The 18,561-nt window shown below is 62.2% G+C and carries 15 protein-coding genes and 3 pseudogenes; 7 read left to right on the plus strand and 11 right to left on the minus strand.

Annotated elements, in window-relative coordinates; all coding sequences use genetic code 11:
• Positions 1-535: 535 nt before the first annotated feature.
• A complete protein-coding gene (locus ACFWAY_RS44255) occupies positions 536-1,459 on the plus strand; it encodes a hypothetical protein (protein WP_378514973.1) in 924 nt (307 codons plus the stop codon).
• Between the two features lie 469 nt (positions 1,460-1,928).
• Here the strand turns inward: ACFWAY_RS44255 and ACFWAY_RS44260 are convergent, their stop codons facing one another.
• Positions 1,929-4,223, minus strand: a complete 2,295-nt coding sequence (locus ACFWAY_RS44260; protein ID WP_378514975.1) for a restriction endonuclease — start codon at positions 4,221-4,223, stop codon at positions 1,929-1,931.
• Positions 4,224-4,368: 145 nt separating this feature from the next.
• Here ACFWAY_RS44260 and ACFWAY_RS44265 point away from each other — a divergent pair.
• From ACFWAY_RS44265 to ACFWAY_RS44280, 4 genes and pseudogenes are all read left to right on the plus strand, one after another.
• Positions 4,369-4,770 (plus strand): annotated as a pseudogene (locus ACFWAY_RS44265) (zinc-ribbon domain-containing protein); the annotation flags it as partial.
• Between the two features lie 93 nt (positions 4,771-4,863).
• A complete protein-coding gene (locus ACFWAY_RS44270) occupies positions 4,864-5,397 on the plus strand; it encodes a hypothetical protein (RefSeq protein ID WP_378515007.1) in 534 nt (177 codons plus the stop codon).
• Positions 5,331-5,636, plus strand: a pseudogene (locus tag ACFWAY_RS44275) (zinc-ribbon domain-containing protein); the annotation flags it as partial. The gene ACFWAY_RS44270 and the pseudogene ACFWAY_RS44275, both read left to right, overlap by 67 nt.
• The gene (locus tag ACFWAY_RS44280) at positions 5,567-6,154 is read left to right on the plus strand and encodes a zinc-ribbon domain-containing protein (RefSeq protein ID WP_378514977.1); all 588 of its coding nucleotides are present in this window, start codon (positions 5,567-5,569) and stop codon (positions 6,152-6,154) included. The pseudogene ACFWAY_RS44275 and the gene ACFWAY_RS44280, both read left to right, overlap by 70 nt.
• Before the next feature lie 60 nt (positions 6,155-6,214).
• On the opposite strand, the gene ACFWAY_RS44285 is transcribed toward ACFWAY_RS44280, so the two are convergent.
• The 6 genes from ACFWAY_RS44285 to ACFWAY_RS44310 form a co-directional block, all read right to left on the minus strand.
• A complete protein-coding gene (locus tag ACFWAY_RS44285) occupies positions 6,215-7,720 on the minus strand; it encodes a HEPN domain-containing protein (protein ID WP_378514978.1) in 1,506 nt (501 codons plus the stop codon).
• Between the two features lie 140 nt (positions 7,721-7,860).
• Positions 7,861-9,852: a restriction endonuclease gene (locus ACFWAY_RS44290; RefSeq protein ID WP_378514979.1), complete on the minus strand. Its 1,992-nt coding sequence runs from the start codon at positions 9,850-9,852 to the stop codon at positions 7,861-7,863.
• Positions 9,853-10,108: 256 nt separating this feature from the next.
• Positions 10,109-11,260, minus strand: a complete 1,152-nt coding sequence (locus tag ACFWAY_RS44295) for a hypothetical protein (protein ID WP_378514981.1) — start codon at positions 11,258-11,260, stop codon at positions 10,109-10,111.
• The gene (locus tag ACFWAY_RS44300) at positions 11,257-12,333 is read right to left on the minus strand and encodes a hypothetical protein (protein WP_378514982.1); all 1,077 of its coding nucleotides are present in this window, start codon (positions 12,331-12,333) and stop codon (positions 11,257-11,259) included. Before ACFWAY_RS44300 ends, ACFWAY_RS44295 begins: the two co-directional genes overlap by 4 nt.
• Before the next feature lie 346 nt (positions 12,334-12,679).
• Positions 12,680-13,264, minus strand: coding sequence for a hypothetical protein (locus tag ACFWAY_RS44305; RefSeq protein ID WP_378514984.1), 585 nt, complete (start codon positions 13,262-13,264; stop codon positions 12,680-12,682).
• A 236-nt stretch (positions 13,265-13,500) separates the two neighbouring features.
• Positions 13,501-13,863 carry a hypothetical protein gene (locus ACFWAY_RS44310; RefSeq protein ID WP_378514985.1) on the minus strand — a complete coding sequence of 121 codons (363 nt, stop codon included), beginning with the start codon at positions 13,861-13,863 and terminating at the stop codon, positions 13,501-13,503.
• 19 nt (positions 13,864-13,882) lie between these two features.
• Here ACFWAY_RS44310 and ACFWAY_RS44315 point away from each other — a divergent pair, with 19 nt between their 5' ends.
• Positions 13,883-14,089 carry a hypothetical protein gene (locus ACFWAY_RS44315; protein WP_378514986.1) on the plus strand — a complete coding sequence of 69 codons (207 nt, stop codon included), beginning with the start codon at positions 13,883-13,885 and terminating at the stop codon, positions 14,087-14,089.
• 423 nt (positions 14,090-14,512) lie between these two features.
• Here ACFWAY_RS44315 and ACFWAY_RS44320 read toward each other — a convergent pair whose 3' ends face one another.
• Entirely contained in the window at positions 14,513-15,037 is a 525-nt protein-coding gene (locus ACFWAY_RS44320) for a hypothetical protein (protein ID WP_378514987.1), read from the minus strand.
• 34 nt (positions 15,038-15,071) lie between these two features.
• Positions 15,072-15,692: a hypothetical protein gene (locus tag ACFWAY_RS44325; RefSeq protein ID WP_378514988.1), complete on the minus strand. Its 621-nt coding sequence runs from the start codon at positions 15,690-15,692 to the stop codon at positions 15,072-15,074.
• Between the two features lie 201 nt (positions 15,693-15,893).
• Between ACFWAY_RS44325 and ACFWAY_RS44330 the strand changes: the two genes are divergently transcribed.
• Positions 15,894-16,556 carry a hypothetical protein gene (locus ACFWAY_RS44330; RefSeq protein WP_378514989.1) on the plus strand — a complete coding sequence of 221 codons (663 nt, stop codon included), beginning with the start codon at positions 15,894-15,896 and terminating at the stop codon, positions 16,554-16,556.
• Between the two features lie 631 nt (positions 16,557-17,187).
• Here the strand turns inward: ACFWAY_RS44330 and ACFWAY_RS44335 are convergent.
• A pseudogene (locus tag ACFWAY_RS44335) lies at positions 17,188-17,500 on the minus strand (hypothetical protein).
• A gap of 742 nt (positions 17,501-18,242) precedes the next feature.
• Positions 18,243-18,539: a hypothetical protein gene (locus ACFWAY_RS44340; protein WP_378514990.1), complete on the minus strand. Its 297-nt coding sequence runs from the start codon at positions 18,537-18,539 to the stop codon at positions 18,243-18,245.
• Positions 18,540-18,561 lie beyond the last annotated feature (22 nt).

The raw sequence follows: 18,561 nt of genomic DNA on the forward strand, positions 1-18,561 counted from the left end.
CGACTTAGGTCATACACCAATCCGCCACCCGCACCACAGTTGACCAGCCATAACACCCTCCATGATCAACTTATCCAGGAAACTCCCGCTAGGGAAAGTACCGGCCACCCCGGTTTGTCGAGCCCGGAGCCTTCAGCAGGCGCAGGTTCGGGCACCGGTCGAGTGCCCGCGGAGGTTGTGAACAGCGCGGTGTGAGGATGTAGGTGAGGGCCCAACGGTGCCAGCACGGCGCGCGATCTCTACGAGAACACCCGATGCGCGGTCTGGGTGTACAGCAGCACAAATGCGGATTCGCCACGGCGGCCGCCGTCGGCGCCAGCCGTGCATTGCAACACGCATTCGACAGCGGCGCAACACGCCTGTTGGTGCGGGGAGTCGATCGTGCGCTCACAACACCGAAGCACGCTCATCCGCGGTTATAGCGCCTGAAACGATGCACGACCGGGCTTCGGATCCGCCATCAACCACGATGTGACGTCCATGTTGGCTAGCACACAGCCAGTACCATCACCCCATCGGGAACGAGGGAGTCGCAATGGGATTTTGGTGGGCAAGCCAGGGGAAGAACTACCCCATTGCGATCCGTCAGGGCTCGCTATGGACGTGCCGGCGCATCGACGGGACGCTCCCCACCGATCGTGCGTTGCTCAAGCAGATACGCCGCGGGGACATCGTCTTTCACCACTATGACCGGTATATGCGTGCAGTGAGTGTCGTCACCGCGCCCTGGCGCGACGCGAACAGGCCGACGGGTTACCCCACTGTCTACGAGGACCTCAACGACGGGTGGCTGGTCACCGTCGACCCGATAGTAACCGGGCTCGCCATCCACTTTGAACTAGTCGCCGAACTGCTCCCTCACGGCTCCCCAGGGCCGCTCGACAAGAACGGCCGCCCGCTCCAGAAATACCTCTCAAGGCTCGCTCCCGATTGCGGATTGCGGCTTCTCGCCGAAGTCGGGCTCATCGACAACCCCCGCGAGGACACCGTCCAACCACCACCGGCGTGGACGATCCGCGGCGCCACCGACATGCAAGGGTCGGTGGCTCGGCGTCTCGAACAAACTGCACTCCGTGCCTACCTCCTCGAAGGTAACCCCGACGGCTCCTGCGGGCTGTGTGGCCGTACCTTGCCGGCGACACTGCTCGTAGCCGGCCACATCAAACCCCGCGCGCAATGCACCGACACAGAACGGTGGGACTTTCCGTCAGCCGCGATGCTCGTCTGCACACTAGGTTGCGACACCCTCTTCGAGCAGGGATACCTCACCGTCGACCGGACCGGCACCATCATCGGTGGCAGGACCCCGTCACACCCAGCACTAGTCGACGTCGTCCACACTCTCGTGGGCCGACCCTGCGCGGCCTACACCGACGCCCGTGCCGACGCGTTCCGTGCACACCACGACACAGCGCTCACTATCCTCAATGGTCGGGCAAGCTCCGGCCGGGTGGAGTGATGCCCTCAGCAGCTCCGATTTCGGCCACCGCTGGACAGACTTCGAGCGCGAGTCCCAAGACTAAGTGATCGACCAACCGCTGCAACCCCTCGCACAGCAACGACACGCTTAGGAGGTGCGGATAGCGAGTTGATCGATTTGCCTGCTGGTGACCGTGTCCACTACGAGGGTGCCACACACATGACCGCTGCGGATCACGAAGTCGGCGATGCCCAGGAAGTTGTCCTCGCCGACCCTACCGCTCGCAACAAAGTGTCCCGGACGACTGTGACCACAAGGCGAGTCGCCAGCCGGACCCCGGAGTACGGCCAATCAGATCGGGGTAACCATCGCGCCCACCACGGGCGTGCGTCGTGACCGCGATCCGGTCAGATCCGGCACTTGATCGGCGAAAGTCTTTGCTGTGCAGTCACGCGCAGAATAGCCGACGCACCCGAAGGTCGCCGGCGAAGCCGACGACAACCCACGTTTAGGCATCCGAGGCATCTTCGCCCTGTTCACCGAGATGCGCGAATAGAGCGTCTATTGCCTCAGCCTCGTTCGCTGGTGAGGTGCTGCTCATCGGCGCCACGTCAGTGTCGCCCTCCGTTTCGTACTCCTTCTCCAGCTCCCATTGTTGGATAAGATCGTACGCGGCGTCGTACGCATCTTGGTCTAATGGAACACCGAAGATACTTGCAGATCTCTTCATAGTCCATAACTCATCGGTGCTTTGAATATCTTCGGGATCATTTAGTTCTTGCTCAAGCCAACGACTGAAATTGTTCACCATTTCTGTTTCGTCCTGACCGGAAAATCTCTCAGGAGCCATCTCTCGAAGGCGGGCAAGTTCCGACCATGCATATGAATAATTTAGTGATTGAAGAGCCTTCAAAGCCGCGGTGAAAATTTCTTGCGGAGGAGGTGTTTTCGATCGGTATAATGTTCGAATAAGGTCTGTTAGATGACCAGGGTGCGGCCTTCCGGTTGTCCATGCGGAAACAACTTCACACAGTTTTTCGTCAAACCAGTCGCGAATGATCGGCGCCAGTCCGTGGTTATCATCTATCATCTTGCAAACCAGGGTTAGTCGCGTTTCCGGACTTGCGTCCACTCTCTCGTAAACAGGGGACGAGTCGCCGTCGTACAACACATTATGCCAACTTGGATCCCGACTGTCCCAGCAACGAGAAACCGCCGACACTAGCGCATTCAGGAATTGAACGTCGCTTTTACTATTTCCGCCGATGCTTCGATACATCCAACGAAGCTGTTCAAAATATGCGATACCCTCGAGTAAATCGACTGCCTCGTCGGAATTGTCAGACAACCGTGCTGCAAGGAAGTCAACTATCGAGGGGTTCGCAGTACTGATGAACCTATGACCGGATTTCATCCGGCTTTTCGTGAAGGAGTCCTCCAGGATTCGCAAAGTGCCACGAAACTGCCTTGACGTGGGACGATTGCCAGAAAATGAACACATTTCCGCGAATGCTGTTTGCAGATCCGACAGTTCCACTTCACCCGGCATGCTTGCCACCACCTTGAGTAGGACACGACTATGATCGTCTAGTTGACGATCAAACGCCGACTGCCATATCAGGTCAGGACTGTCTAAAACACCCAGAATAAACTCCGTATAGTTGACCTGGTCGGACTTTTCCAAATGATACGACGCAAGGCCTGTAACATACTCAATCAGCCGTGGATTATAGTTCGGGTGGTCAATTACGCTAAGGTAGGATTTATCAGCAATAAGGCTTCGGCGAGCCATCGCGTTTACTTGACTGGAATTCCAAATATGATTATACAAGATTCGGGACTTATCGAACCTGCTATATGAATTCAACTCCAATATAAATCGACGGAGCGGCAGACCTACTCGATCTAGTTCTTCATACCATGACGCCGCCTGTTGTAGTATGTACTCGCGTGTAGTAAGTACGATGATGTCGTTCTTTCCACGGGCGCGTCGTCGAATGAATGATGCCAAGCGTTTGTCTTCATTCTTTACTAATCGGTCTTGGAGGAAGGTCGTTCCCAGGAAGTCATCATAATAGAAAGCCCTTCGTTCTTGGTTGTTGACGATCGAGAAGGCCTCCTCAATGTCAGACGAAATCTCCACTGGCTGGTATCCATCGATTGCCGCATCAGCCAACAATATTCGCGCAAGGGTCGTCTTTCCAATGCCAGGAGGCCCTGAGATCACCAGAACCCGCTCATCGTGCAACAACTGCCGCGCTACCGGAAATGAGCCACTCTCCACGTAGCAGGGAAGTGCTTCCACGATCTCTGAATGCAGTTGACGACTGCGTGCCCAGGTCGCACTGTGTAGGCGCTCATCCAAATGTGCTCCACTTGCCAGCCATAATTTGACATGAGCGCGTTCGATATTTTGGTGCCGATTCAGGAGTCCTTCGAGCCCGTCTTTTCCGATCACCTGTTCGTCGCTCGTTATCCATGGTTTGAGCATCTCCGCCAGCTCTTTCTTCCGACTTCCGGTAAGAGGCTGCGTGGTGACTAGCTTATAGCTGGACGGTTGCGGTTCTAGTTTCGCCAGCTTTTTCGCCTCCGAGCGCACGGATGATTTGAGTTGCGAATACGTACTCCCACTCATGTGCTTACACTGCACAACTTGGGGACCGGCGTCAGTTTGCAACCTCAAGTCGACGCCCAGATCAGCTCCGCGTGCGAAGGCCTCATAAACGACGCTCTCGTTCGCGCCGAGAAGGTCTGCTACTAGCAACTCGAAGTCGTGATCTGAAAGCATGTCAAATGAACGCACAACCGGTAGCTTGCCATCTGCACAGCCACGGATGGGATTTAGACACGGGGTCTGGCTACCTGATCGTGCGGGCTCCAGGTGCTTCCGAGCTTCCTAATCGGCACCCGTTTGGTGGACATCACCCGTAGGAGGTAGTTCATGTCGGATGCGAACACGAGAAACTCCATCGCCTCGTTACTCGACAATCGAACCAACAGTGCCTTGGCGTTCTCCTCGCCTTCGCCCCAATTCAACAGACCGTTGCCTGTGGCGATGCACTCAGTGTCGATACGAATGGGAGGTGACCGTCGTCAACCCATTGGTGAAACGCAGCGGGTGTCCTCGGTGCAGCATTATCCGCAGCGCTACGACACGGGCCACCGCGCCGCGGAACCGCTCACTACAAGTGATGTATCCCGAGATCGCCGCCGAGTTCGTCACGAGCCACCGAGCCAGCGAACATTTGCCCGGTACGATCCGGCCAGGATCGAACGCGTTGTGCACCTGGCGGTGTTCTCGCGGACACGAGTGGATCACGACCGTGGCAGCGCGCGTGGCCGGCAGTGGATGCGGCCGATGCGGCGCTCGTGGTCAGTCCCGGCTGGAGTTCAAGGTGGCAGCCGTTCTCCGCGCCGCCGCCGGTACACATGTCGAACTGGATGTGCCGATTCGCGCGGCGTCGCGTACTTGGCGTGTCGATCTCGCGATCCCTCAGATCGGTTTGTACGTCGATCTCGATCCCGCCCGCTGGCATGCGAACACTGCCCGCGATCAGCGGAAGGCAGACGCCGTGGAAGAACACCACTACGTGCGGATCAGGCCGGAGTCTCTCCCCCAGCTCGACAACGTCGCTACCGCCGTCGTGCGGGACAAGTCCTTCGATGCACACGAATGGGCGCTCTCACTTCAGTCCCTCTTGACTGAGCTCGGCGTGACCTGGTCGAACCTCACGGCTGATCAGATCGGCGCAGCACTAGCCGAAGCAGCCGACCGCTGGAACCAGACGCTACGAGGAAGGCCGAAGAGTTCAGCCCTGGACGCGGCACCCCAACTCCAGGACGAGTTCTTGCGCAACGAATCCAGACCCGGGATCGACCTCGGCTGGCTCCCGCCGAGCGCAAAAGACCAATGCTGGTGGCGCTGCACCGCTGCGCAAACGAATGGCGCACCAGCGTGCACTCGCGAGCAGGGCTAACGTCAGGCTGCCCGACGTGCAGCATCGACCGACAGGCTCGCAATCGATCGCTCGCCCCACACGGCGAATCCCTGCTCGCACTACACCCCTCACTTGCCGCCGAGTTTGTGCGCTGCGAGCGACAACCAGACCGCACGCCGGGCGATCTCCGCCCCGCGAGCAACCTACTTTGCATCTGGCGCTGCTCCTGCGGTCACGAGTACCGGGCATCACCCGCCGCTCACACCCGAGGGCGCGGCTGCGCACACTGCAGCCGGGTAACCGCGGGCGACGCTCGCAGCCGCGTCCGCCGCGAGGACAGCCTCGCCGCGCTCCAGCCGTCACTTGCATCGGAACTGATCGAACTCGACGACCGCCGAACCGCACCGCGGAGGACATCGCACCCGGTTCGAACTTCCGGGCCAAGTGGCGATGCACAACCTGCAGTCACATGTGGAGTGCGACAGTCAGTTCACGCGCCCTCGGTGGCGCCGGTTGCCCAGCCTGCGGACGCCTCAAGACCGCCGCCGCCAGATCCACACCCAAGCCTGGCGCATCCGTTGCTGAGCTGCACCCAGCCATCGCGGCAGAGCTCGTTGAAAACCTCACCCGCCCAGGCCGCGGCCCCGAGCAACTGCGGACGGGAAGCCACGACCGGTGCCAGTGGCGCTGCAGCCACTGCGACCACGAATGGCGAACCACGGTGAAGAACCGAACCCGGAACCACACGGGATGCCCTGCCTGCCAACGAACTCGGTCAAGACAAATCGAGCGCTGACGGCCCCGCCTGCAGCCATCGTCAGACGAGGCCACACGGGGCCGCTCACAGTCTGTCGGGTTACCCCTGTTCCTTGTACAAGTGCGTCAGATACTGATTCGCGTCGACAGCACGATCTAGAACAGGTTCAGGCAGGCCGAGTTCGGTCATCAGAACCAGATAGATCAGATATTGAGTGCGCTGAAGTAGGAGGAAGGTGTTCTCGGGCTCGCTGTAGCTCTGGTCGAGGCCGTGGGCGAGGCCGTTCCGTACATTCGTGAGCTCCTGTGCCCAGGCTTCGACGTCGGGAATGATTTTGGCGACGACTGCTTGCGGCGGCATCGACGCGACGTCATTCAACCTGTCCCGGTATTTGCACTCGTTTCGCAAGAAGCCTTCGAATCGCTTGCGGTCGTCCTCGGGCATTCTGTCGATGGCGATCCGAAGCTCACGAACCATGTATTCGAAGTCGGGGGTGGCCATCGGCACGGCTTTAGGGTCGGTGAGGCATCGGCTCAAGGTCTCTGCGGAAACGGCGGCCGTCAGAACCTGCGTCTGCAAGAACCCAGGCTTCGAGTACTTCAAGCTGAACAGCATGTTCGTCGCGCGCACGATCCGCTTTCTCAAGTCAAGCCAGCGGACGACGAGTTCTTCGAAGGGCATGTCCTGGCACGTGAACAAGAAGTCATGGTGGTGGAGCTCTTTCTCGTCGGGGATGGCGGTGACCGTCCGACGTGCGTACACCGCGGCTTCGGGTGACTCCTCAACAATCTGTGTGCCGATCGTGCCATCCTCGTTCACGTCGGGGTATGAGACCGGTTGGGGTTGGCCAACGAGCCGTTGATTGATGACACCACATGCCCGATCGCTGGCCAGGGTAAGCAGATCGACAATCGCCATGGTGACTTCATGGAAACCACGGTAGGACCGCGGAGTATCCGCAGTAATGGTGAGGGTCACGGCCCCCCTCGAACTGAACGTTGCTTCGTCTCGGGTGGCGGCGTAGTTGAACGGCGTTGCGGACATGTCTGCCTTGATCGTGAAGTCTTCCCACTTCACCGTAACCGGCTCGGGCGTCGTCACCGTGGCGGATAGTTCTCGGCCGTCCTCTTCATGGGTGGTCTTGTACTCGCCGATCGCCATCCACGTGCGAAGGTTCTCGAGACGGAGACGGCAGCTATCGAACACCTCCGCGTCGGCGTCCTCCAGATGGAGGCCCACGAGCGCATACCGTGCCGAGAGCCGCTGCTCGGTAGGGGTGCCGAGGCCCATGTTGTAGCGCCGGATAAGGCAGTCCAGCAAGGTTATGTCCTTGCCGGCTGTTGTCGCACCGTGAATGACGTCGATACGGGTACGGCCTTCTCCGATACCGATGGAGCCGTCGGGCAGCGAGGTGTACTGCTGCAGATCGAAACCTTCGATCAATTGCAGTGCCACTGTCCCGTCTGACGCGATGGTCAGTGTCCCTGGCTGCCTATTGTCTCGGTCGTCACTACACCACCAGTATCCGGAGAATGTCTGTGAGTTCATGGAATGAGAATTGCACGTGAGCATTTCGACCGACCGATTAGATCGTGTGAATGACATAACGTGCTGCCACAGTCCGGATCACATCTGGCAAGAGTGCGTGGATGGCAAGGAGAGGAAGATGACCCTTTCGCCTCCTACCCAGCACGATAGGCGTGCGCACTCTCCCGCCTCTACACAATCGAAGACTCGGGGCAGTCCTACTCCGCGTCGTCTCGACCGATACTCCTTGCCAGGGCCGCGATCTTCTCTGTAATCAGGGTTTTCGAGTCCACGAGATGATAACTGGTCGTTTTCCCGCTTCCGACGGCGATTTGCTGAACGGATTCGATGAGTGGATGTTCCAGCAAGCTCAGAACACTCTCAATATCTTTTGGCGACGGGCGAGGGTCAATCTCGTCTCGGACGATCAAGTAGATCTGGTCTGCGGACAGAGCGCCGTGAGTAACCTCATCGGCTTGGCGTGCTTCTTGATCGAGGACGGCTACGACGTGAGTCAACAACTCAACACGGCGTTCGGCCTGGGACCATCCGTTCTCCAAGACCCTCTTTGCGGCCAGGCTTGGGTCAACCAGGCCGAGGTAGGTGCTGGCCGATCGCGGCGTCTTGGCATGGCGGCGTAGGACCTGGGCGAGCCGATCTGTAGTGATCAGCTCGACTCCTGCCGATTCTGCGCGGCTGCGGACTCTGCCAGACTCGAAACTCGGCCCTACGAGGGCCACGAAGTTCGCCTCGTGGCTCTTCTTGTGCTCTGCGAGAGTGTCGAAGGACACCGCGTTCTCGTTCACGAGTCCGCTGCGTGCGGCTTTGGCATCGATGATGACCCGTACCGGCTTGAGGTCAGGTCCGTTGACTGTGGCAATGACGTCGGTCTTTCCTCCCCCACCGATATGCCGCGTGTCGAAGCCCAGGGCGGCGAAGGCGTCCGCGACAGCCTTTTCCAGCCGGACCGGGGTGTCAGCGGCAAGTGCTGCCTCGTGTAGTTCCTGACACAGGATGTCTGTCTGTGAGGTTGCGTCATCGGAGTCGCCTGGAACGTCAGCGACCGCGACATCGGCGTCGTAGGGTTCCTGCAACGCGACGTCGTGGACAAGTCGTTCGCCGAGTGGTGTCGCCTGGTAACGCCAGTTTGCTCGCTCATAGATCAGACCTGCGGCTTTGAGGATCTGGAGACGGGTTCGTATGCCTCCGACATCGACACGGCCGAACCCATAGTGCTGGTGTGCCGCTCTGGCGAGATCGGGAGCCTTGTCGAATTCCGATAGGAGCGGGATGATTTCGAGAACGAATAGATACCTGGCATGAAAGATCAATGCGAGGTTCAGAGCGGTCGGCTCCTCGAGCCACGCCGAACCCTCCGGTGTCGGAGAGTAGATGTTGAAGCCGCTCTGCTCGACGAGCCCGGACATCGTAAGAGTTGTCAGCACCGAGCCGAAGGAGCTTTCGGCCACTGCGAACTTCTGCTGGGCAAACGACATGAGGTCATGTCGCGTGATGGTTGGCGAGCAGGCGTTTACCAGCAGTGTCAGTGATTGGACGATGTCGATATCGGTGGCGCCACGTGGCACGTATCCGAGTACGGCGCGTCGAGCGGAGAGCGCTGCGGGGGTGAGCTCGTCAACAATCGCAGCGATGGCCGCAGGCAATTCCGGTGCGTCGACCTCGACGGCCTGCGTCGCGGTGGGCGTCTCAGGGCCACCGAGGGCGAAGCGATCGAGCTGGTGGCGGCCAGTGTCGGTGAGCCAGACCTGCGTGTTCGTCTTGTACTCGACCATGCCTGCACCGATGAACCAGCCCAGACGGCGCCGAACCTGGTCGAGGGTTGTCCAGGGGAGCTGGTACTTCTCAGCTGCGACCTCGGTCAGCTCTCGTACAGTTCTCGGGCCGTCCGAAAGCTCGTATAGGAGTTCCCCTATCAGCCTGATGTGTCGGTGGAAGATTTTGATTAGGTCTATGGGGTCTCCGCTTTGTCGCCAGCCACGGGCTTCCTCCGAGACGGCGTACTGATCCCGGTCTGCTCGGGTCAGGAGCCCTGAGGCGGTCAGGTTTCGTACTACTTCTCGAATCGGTCGCTCGACTCCGTCTCCGCGGTCGATGAGCGCTGCTGCGTGTCCCCCGTTGGCGTCGATCTGTTCGAGAAGGTGGTCCAGCAGTTCCACTTGGCGGCCGCTGCCGCCGGGCAGATAGGGCATGGCTGAGCTCCGGGACGCCCATGGAAGTGGAACTACCTGCTCGCCTGCGTGTTGATCCATTCTTGCCCCTTGGATGTTCGTCGCGTCACGCGATTTGGAATGTGCGGTGGAGTTCTCTGCTGCAGTCTCGGTCGTTGTGGCACCGAATTGACGAGGCGACTCCTTGATTGGTGCCGGCCTGGGAATCGGGCACCGCGGAGGCCTTGTGGTCGCGGCTTCAGCGATCAGAGACAACTTCGCTTGAGGTGGCACGGCGCTAATCCACAAGGTCCGCGGCCAACGCGTCCCAGTCCTGAGCCACCGCACGACCTCGTGTCCGCCGATCGTTCGCCACCTCGACTGCCAGGCACCCCATGCGGAGGAGCACCGGCACGTTCACGTGGCGCAGTGTCATGCTCTTGCGGTCATCGAGGATGATCATCCGCGCCAGCGTCTTCCCCGCCGACGCGAGCCCGACCAACGAGTGGGCCGCGAGAAGAAGCTCGTCGCGACGTGCCTGCTCCCGCTCATCCAGACGGGCGCTGCCGGTGGCCGCGTACGCCCGGGCATGCACATGGGTCCGGAGAACGACCTCAGTGGTGATCACACTCAGCGAAGGCGTGAGGATCCCGGATCGCACATTCAGCCCGTTGCCCGCCGAGGTACCCAGGTACACCTCGTGCGCAAACTTACGGAGTGCCCGGTTGTCGACCTCGTACAACCAGGAGGAGCCGGGCATCGGCAGACTCATCGGGGTCACCAAGTCCGCCGCAAGATGCTGTGCCCACAGGACGAGCGCCTCGGGGAGCGAGGCGACCTCCCGGAACCGGCCCCCGACGGTGATCTCGTGTTTGTCGCCGTAATCCCAGCGAACGCCGCGGAACTCGCCCCCACGGATCTGCCGGAGCGCCTCGAACGGCCGGCCCAAATCATGCCCCGGCGAGCGGACCCGATGGGCGCGGCCACCGAACCCGGGACCGGTGTAGTCGATCGGCAACCTCTTGCCGGCCCGCTCCCACGCCCGCATCCAGCCGGTCTTCCTCGTGGCGCCCAACCCCTTCGCTACGGCTCCGTCGATGGCGGTGTCGTACCAAAGGGCCGCCACCCCCAGCACGGTCGCGAACCCGACCGCGAGCACGTCGTCGCGGTCCCACGGGATGCGTTGCCGGGCCCGCCACCGGTCGAAACCGGCGCGCTGCTCGGGGGTGAGCGCATTGTCGAGGTCGATATCGGTCCAGCCGCGCTGGGTGCGGAGCCGGTCATTGGCGGCGGTCAGCTCCGCATACGAGAGGTGCTCGGCGGTGTCGTTCTGCGGCAGCCGGTCCGGGACCCTACCGGCGAGGGCGGTGTCGGTGGCCGATTCCAGCTCGGCGAGCCGGCGGCTGAGGGTGTCGAGGTTCCGGTCGACGGTGTCGTCCATGCTGCTCATGCGGCGGTTTCCGGGAGACGGTCCAGGATGACCTCAAGTGCCCCCTCCGCCCATTTGGCGTCCGCGTGCTGCCTGCGCAGTTCCTCACGCAGTTCCTTGTTCTCCGCGGTCAGCCGTGCGTTCTCACGCGAGAGTTCCCGGATCCGGTCCAGGAGTCGCTCACCGTCGGCGACAACCTTCTCGAGCCGTTCCTGCAGACTCTGCACGATGCGGCGTTGCTTCTCGTCCCGGCTCTCCGCCTCGATCAGCACACATCGTGCGATCAGATCCAGGCGCATCGCGTCCGCCACCACCTGACCGGTCGTCCACGGTGTCCAGCGGGCCCCGGCCGCGGCTACGCCGGCTCCGGCGATGCCACCGAGCCCGGTCACCAGGGCGGTGCCTCCGGCAATGCCGAAACCGCCGGCGGCGATCGCGCCGCCCCCGATGGTGGCCAAACCGGCCGAGGTCGCTGCCGCCCCGGTCAACCCGGCGGCACTGCCGATCGCGGCGCCGATCACCGGCGCCGCCCAACCACCGGTCGCCACCCCTGCCGCCAGTCCGGCCGCACCAATGACAGCCACCTTCCCCCAATGCACACTCTTACGCCGCAGCCGCCGAAGCAGAAGCGTGTGCTCGTCCCGCATCCGATCCAAATCGGCCCGGTCAAGGTGCGGGAACTCGTCCACCAATGCCTCGAGGGCGGTGCGACGGGTGGCGGCATGCCAGGAGGCTTTCGCCGGCCACGGGTCGAACAAGATGAGGTCGACCAGCACCAGCAACGACCGCTCCCGCGAGTCGAACAGCTGCGGCAGGCGCCGGCTGTGGGCAGCAATGGCGGCCGCCGCGACCTCCGGGGTGTCCGTGTCCCCCAGCAGTGGTGTCAGCCAGTCCGGGTGGTCCGGCCGATCCTCGGCCGCCATCTTGCGGAAGCCAGTGATGGCATCACTCAGCACCGCTTGTTTCGCGGCCACGGACTTGCCGGACGTCGTTGCGGCGATGTCCGACTGCATCAACGACACCTGCATCGCCGCCAACGCCACCGACTCCGACCACTCCAGCACGCCCACCGGATCAACACCACTCGCGGACATGACCGCCCCCTTCCACGCAGAAATCCCAGTATCACCGAGCGGTCCGACACCGCAGCTCGAACGCCCCGGGACCACGGTGATGTTTTCAGTCTCTCTGCACCTCAGTGTCATTCACGTGAATGACACCCGGCAGAGGACTGCACGACACATGACATCGACTGCCTTCACCCGGCGCCACATCCGGCGGAAACTCGACGTGCTGCCGCCTGGACTGAACGCGGTAGCGGCAGTCTTCACGGATCCGCCCTGTCCGGGGCCTGATCACCAGCTGCTACCACCGCAACTCGGCTACGCCACTGCCGGACGAACGTCAGCCTGTTCGCGGTGCAGGTGGGCACGCCCCTTGCTAGTTCGGGCACCGTTCGACGTCCTCGCCGTCGACATTCACCGTGGCCCGCCAATGCCACTCGCTACCGAGAGCAGCCACCGCCGCGGAGGGCAGTACCGCCGCCACCTGACCGGGCACGCTGACATCCGGCGCACCCGACAAATTCTGCTGCTTCGCGCCCGCGAAGGTGAAGTAGGCGATCTGGTTCCCGTCGAGGGTCTTGTAGCCGAGCTGAACAGCATTGCTCCCGCCCCGATCAGCCGCCGACAGCGACCACAGCACGGTACCCGTGGCCGGAAGGTCACCTTGGTAGTTCCACACCACCCGCGCCGCCGTACCGGCATACCCCGGCACCCCGAGATGCACCGACACCCCCGTCAAATCGATCGGCACACCCACCCCAACACTGGCACACGAGCTGTCGACCCCACGAACCACCACCTGCCCAGGCACATCCGGTGCGAGCTGCGCCACCACCGACGTCGCCGCCGTCGAGGACACAGTCGTGCGCCACGATGAAGAAGGTTCACCAGTCTCGGAATCCGCGTTGCCGCAGCCGGCGAGCACGAGGACCGCGAGCAAGACCGAAGCTGCACGTTTCATGAGCAAATACATACCAGCAATCTCATCCACCCGACATTCATCCACACCGAACCCAGCGCGGATCATGGTCAGGTCGGCTGCCGCACCAGCATGATCCCGCTCCGCCGATCGGCCATAAGACCGTTCCCCGTGTCCATCGACTGAATGACACTGCCCCGCAACACTCTCTCGGCCAGGTTCAGATACCGACGCGCACGACAGATCCCGGCGCGGGTGGTGTCATCGGAGGATCTCGATCAGCGGGTCAGGTTGACCACACATGCGTCGAGGGCTTGGACGCGCTCGTCGCCGGGCGAAATTCGCAGTGGAGCGTCACTGGCCTTCATAAACGAGGTCGTATTCCGCGCACCCCCGGTGGACGCGTACACGGTCCCGTTCGAGATCACCCACACGTCGGACCGGTTCTTGACCTTTCCGGAAGCGTCGACCGTGGTGCCGCCCACGAAAGTCAGCGGACCGGAATTGATTACCGTGCCGTTGATGAGCGACAGCCCCGTCTCCGAGAAGCCCGATTGCACTCGAGAGACCAGTGCGTCGTCGGCGGGCAGGCAGCGCGGGTCGGACGCGGGCTTCGACGGTGCCGCCTGCGGCTGACTCACTGAACCGGATGGAGCTACCGTGGGCGCCGATGATGACGGAGCCACCGCCGGTGTGGTCGTTGCCGACGCCGGTGCCGTGGACGTGGCCGATGTCGCGGCCGAGCCTCCATTCGACCCGCACGCGGTCAACGACAACAATGCACAGGCGGCGCCGGCCGCGAATAACGTCCTCATACAGCGTATTCAAGCAGACCCACCGCGCCTGCTCGTCGCTCGAGCGGGCTGATGATGCCAGGCCGTCTGGGTGAGCCGGTCTGTCAATACGTTGCATGAATGAATCTGCGGCGCTGCGTATATGTTCTTGAAGCTCCCGCCAGTCGAGGACACCGGCAGCTACGGCGCTGGCCTCGCGTCTGTCGCGAAGAATTACCAATGCGGACGAGGCGACCGCAGCTGACGATAGGCGAGGTCGGAGGTACTGCATCGAGCTACCCAGATCGCCGACGGCTCGCACTTGGGGCCGCGGTTCACACCCGACCTGGTCAGATCCTCTTCTCGAGTGCCTGCTTGGACGGAGTCGCGTTTGTGCGATACCGACGTTCATGAGGCGAATATCCGAGACACGACCACCTGCAGGAACGTCCACCGGCCGAGGATCCTCGCCCGGTGTCTCACCCAGAACCACATCTGAGACAACGGATGCGACAGTTCAGGCCAGGGCGTCTCGGAGCGCCTTGAGGAAGGCGTCGGTCCGCTCCCTATCCGGCGCCCGATGGAGGGATTCCTCGCGCGGGAGCTGAACCTTCAACCCGTCGACGAAGAGCAGCACAAGAGTCGCCGGATACCAGCGAGCTTCACCGCGAACCTCACCTACCTCGTCGGCAAACAGAGCGGCGACTGTGCTGAGCGGGCGGGTCCACGCCGTAAGGATCTTGCGTAACGGCGGCCTCTGGCGGTAGTAGTCCTCGAGGGAGCGGTCGCGGTCGTATGACAGCTCATCGAAGCGAACCTCGACGAACGTGAGAGTCGTCTGCGTCAACGCCCACACGCGCCAGATTGTCGGCTCGTCGCGGACGAATTCGGATACGGACGCAACGATCTTTGTTGTGTCAACGAGAGAATTGACGACGGCGTACACCGCGTCGGGCGGCGAGACGTCAGCGGAGACGTGCGGATGGAGTTCCTCTTGGAGTGCAGTGCTCATATGCATGAGGTGGACCGTAGCGCCTTCCATCCGGCTGCCGGTACAGCCATGCCCACAGAGGGGGTCAGAACACGTGCCACCCATAGTGCTTCGCGGACTCGAGCATCTCGTGCGCGAACTGCCGCAGCAGTGCCAGGTGCGCGTTATTTGGGTAAACAGTCACTCCAAGGGGAGTCGGCGCATTCCCGCCGGGATGGGTTTCCCTGGTGAAGCCAATCGCATACTCTCCGGCCTGCAGGACCTTGTAGTAGGACTGCAGTTTCGCATCGACGTGGGCGCCACCGTCCTTATTTGCAGCACTGAGTACGATCACCTTCCGGGTATACGTGACGCCATCGTGGATGAAGACCGGCTCAGTTGACCACCAGTCCTGAGCCGCCAGTTCATGAAACTGGTCACCAAGGAGTGGCTGCATGCGAATCGGGTCTGAGGACGTTGGAACGAGATGGTGAGCTAGGTAGTCCTTCCAATTTCCGAATCCCCGCGACGACGTCAGCAGGCGCTCGCCTGTACGCCCAGTGTGATTGAAGAGAGAGATACTCGCCGGCGTGTCATGCAGTAGTACGCGGAGCGAGGTGGCGAGTCGAAGTGCCTCGTCCTCGTGACCGTCGTCGTAATGTTTAGCGGATCGTTGCAGGTAGCCGATCTGTTCGGCGAACTTCTGGTCGAATCGAGACTGTGACATCGACATATTGTCGTGCATCGCCCAGGATTGCACTCCCCCAGGTTCAGCCTAACGAATCTCGTCGTGGCTAGATCGAATGAATGAGAGATGTTCGAGGTTGTCGGCGCGACTTCGTATGGTTCATCGCGAGGGGCCAAGTGGTGGCCGCTCGAGCAGCGATGACTTCTAGCTGCTCACCAGCAATGGCAAGGAGGAACCACCTTGAGTGATCCTGTGACGCGGCAGTGGGCAGCGCGTGATGCGGTACTGACGTGGCTGTACATCAAGAGTGCGGAGGGGAACCGACACCCGACGCTGAACGAGGACGACATCGCCAGGACGGCCGGTTGGGACGACGGCGCCTTGGAGAAGCGTGAAGTACAGCAGGCGTCGAGCTGGCTGTTGAAAGCGGGGCTCTTGGCGGGCAGGGAGGGATTCGGATCGGGCGTCAGCCGCCCAAGCATCACAACGCAGGGCGAATACCTTGCCGACAGGGGCGTGTCCGTGCGCGACGCATTTGAGCAGCCCAATGGCAGCGGAAACGTCACGATCAACAACACCGGACACGGCAACTTCGCCGTGAACAGTCCCGCGGCGCACCAGTCGAACACGGTCACAACGACCGAGCTCGAAAAGGCCGTGGCCATTGCTGAGGCTCTTGAAAAGGCCGCCTCCGAGCCTGAGGTGACCGCAGAGGCGGCGACGGAAGCGCGCGAGATCGCCGGCCAGATCCGTGAGGCAGCAAGCCAGCCCGACGTCGATCGGTCCGGACTCAGGCGTCTGGCAATGAAAGCTGGCGGTTCGTTGGTGACGGCGTTCTCAAGTGCCGCGGCCTCGGAGGTAGGGCCGCTAGCACTCGAGGCCGCGCAGGCACTCATGTCGTAGTCCATCAGCGAAGGGCCCGAACCGGACGTGACGGCTCGGCCCCTTCCTTGTTGGCAGCCTCGCTGGAAGTACCGACTCCGTCCTGTGCGTCCACAGATCGCGACGCCGCGGCCGCACCGTCCAGGTACGCGGCTTACTCGGGTGTCAAGTGCTCGAACTCCTCACGCTCGCATACGGACCCGACGCCAGCTGCCCTCGCCGAGGCGGTTGTTGACACACCTCGAACCGGTGAACACTCGGCGGAGTCAGAGTCACTACGTACCGGAGGAACTCAGCGATGGACAATAGGTGGCTCTACTACAGCCCGTTCCCGCAGGCCGTGCGCGAGTGGCAGTGGCTGATAATGCAGACGTACTCATAGCACTCTCCCGCCGCCGCACGACCTTCCGCTGCGAGAGCACCCGCGCAGGCCATTCCCTCGGCCGAGCCGACCGCCTCCTGCTCAGGCACCATCGATCGGCGGCGGTTGTCCTTGCTGGCTTTCCTTGACGACCACCCGACCAGATCCGGTACGAACCGACCTGCGCACGGCCGTCATCTCTCCGCGATGGTCTCCACCGGACGCTTGGCGCAACCGCGCCCCCGAACCTGAGGCCGGAACGCATCCACGGGCGACGGCGGCAGCCGGCGATCACTCTCCCCGGTGTCGGCCAGGTGCCCGCATCGCCGAATCCGGGTTCGGGTCCGGGGCGGAGCGGTAGGAGCCCGGATCGATGGTCAGGTCTTCCGTGTCGGCAAAGACCAGCCGCCCGTCGTCGAGCTCGACGGCCCACCGATGCACCGGCGCCCACTCGTGCCCACCAACGCCCGGATCGGTCACCGCCGCATAATCCTCGACAACCACACCGGTGAGATCGGCCGCGGCGCTCCTGCCGACCAGCACCCCGAACACCGACCGTCAACTCCGGACCATCGACCGGCCGGCTGACGCTGTTTCGGGCCATGCTGATGCACCTCTTCGCTCGGTGAAACTCCCGAGATCGAGCATAAGCACCGACCAGCCCGGTACGCGACCCGACCTGCACGAACACCATCCGCGATCGGAACACCACCGAAACCTTCGGCTGTCACGGTCCCGGTCGGCGACCACCCAGATCCGCCCAATCCAAGACCGACGTGCTGCGTTCGCGCGACACCAACCGGCGCACCCCCGCCAGCCGGTTGCGCGAACACGGTGACTTCGTCGGATACGAGATCGGAGGCAGCTCCCTGTACCCCAGTCTCCAATTGGACGCGACGACCGCGAGGTTCGACCACTGGTGCGGAAATGAACCGCCTCCTCGGCGCCAAGCACGACCCGCGGAGTATCAGCTCGTGATGGCTCAGCCCGTCCGGTGGCTCCTGAGGGCAGTCGCTCGTCAGTCCGCGGCGAACGTCCCGAGTCCGGGCCGATCATGGCCGACCTCGCAGTCGCCGAGGGGCACCACGACGAGGTACCTACGACCGCCCGCGACCTGTTGGCGGACTGGGGCGGTGCCCGTGCGGCACAGCCCCCGCCCGATCTGAACGCGAATCACCCCTGGTCAACGAGTCCTGTCGCACGAGTACCGTGCCGCCCGCGATCGCCTGCGAGATTCAGGTGGCCACACGCTGGAGTATCTCGGTGGGGGCCGAGCTGATCTCGTCGCCTAGCGGCCACTATCTGCGCGCAACGCAAACCAGAAATGCCAGGCCGGACCGTAGCGGTCATTCAGCGGTGGCGGTGAGCGGACGTGCGAGCGCGTCGGCGACAGCTCGACTGCGCATCATTTCGCGGATCACGTGCGCGAATTGCGTTGCCCCAGCGGCCTCCAATGAAGCAGGGAGGTTGAATACGCCACCGCGCCGCCGGTGGTAGTCGACCTGCTCGAGCAGCACCCCACGCACCGCGGCAGGTGAGCTCTGGTTCACCAGCATGAAGAAGTCGTCAGCTGTGTAAGACTCGTAGCTGAGGATCTCGTCGTTCGCCTCCGCGAAGTCGAGGAACCGTTTGTCGTCGGTCACGACGTACTGGACTCCACCGTGC

This window comes from Rhodococcus sp. NPDC059968 (genome assembly GCF_042738615.1).
Classification (GTDB): Bacteria; Actinomycetota; Actinomycetes; order Mycobacteriales; family Mycobacteriaceae; genus Rhodococcus_F.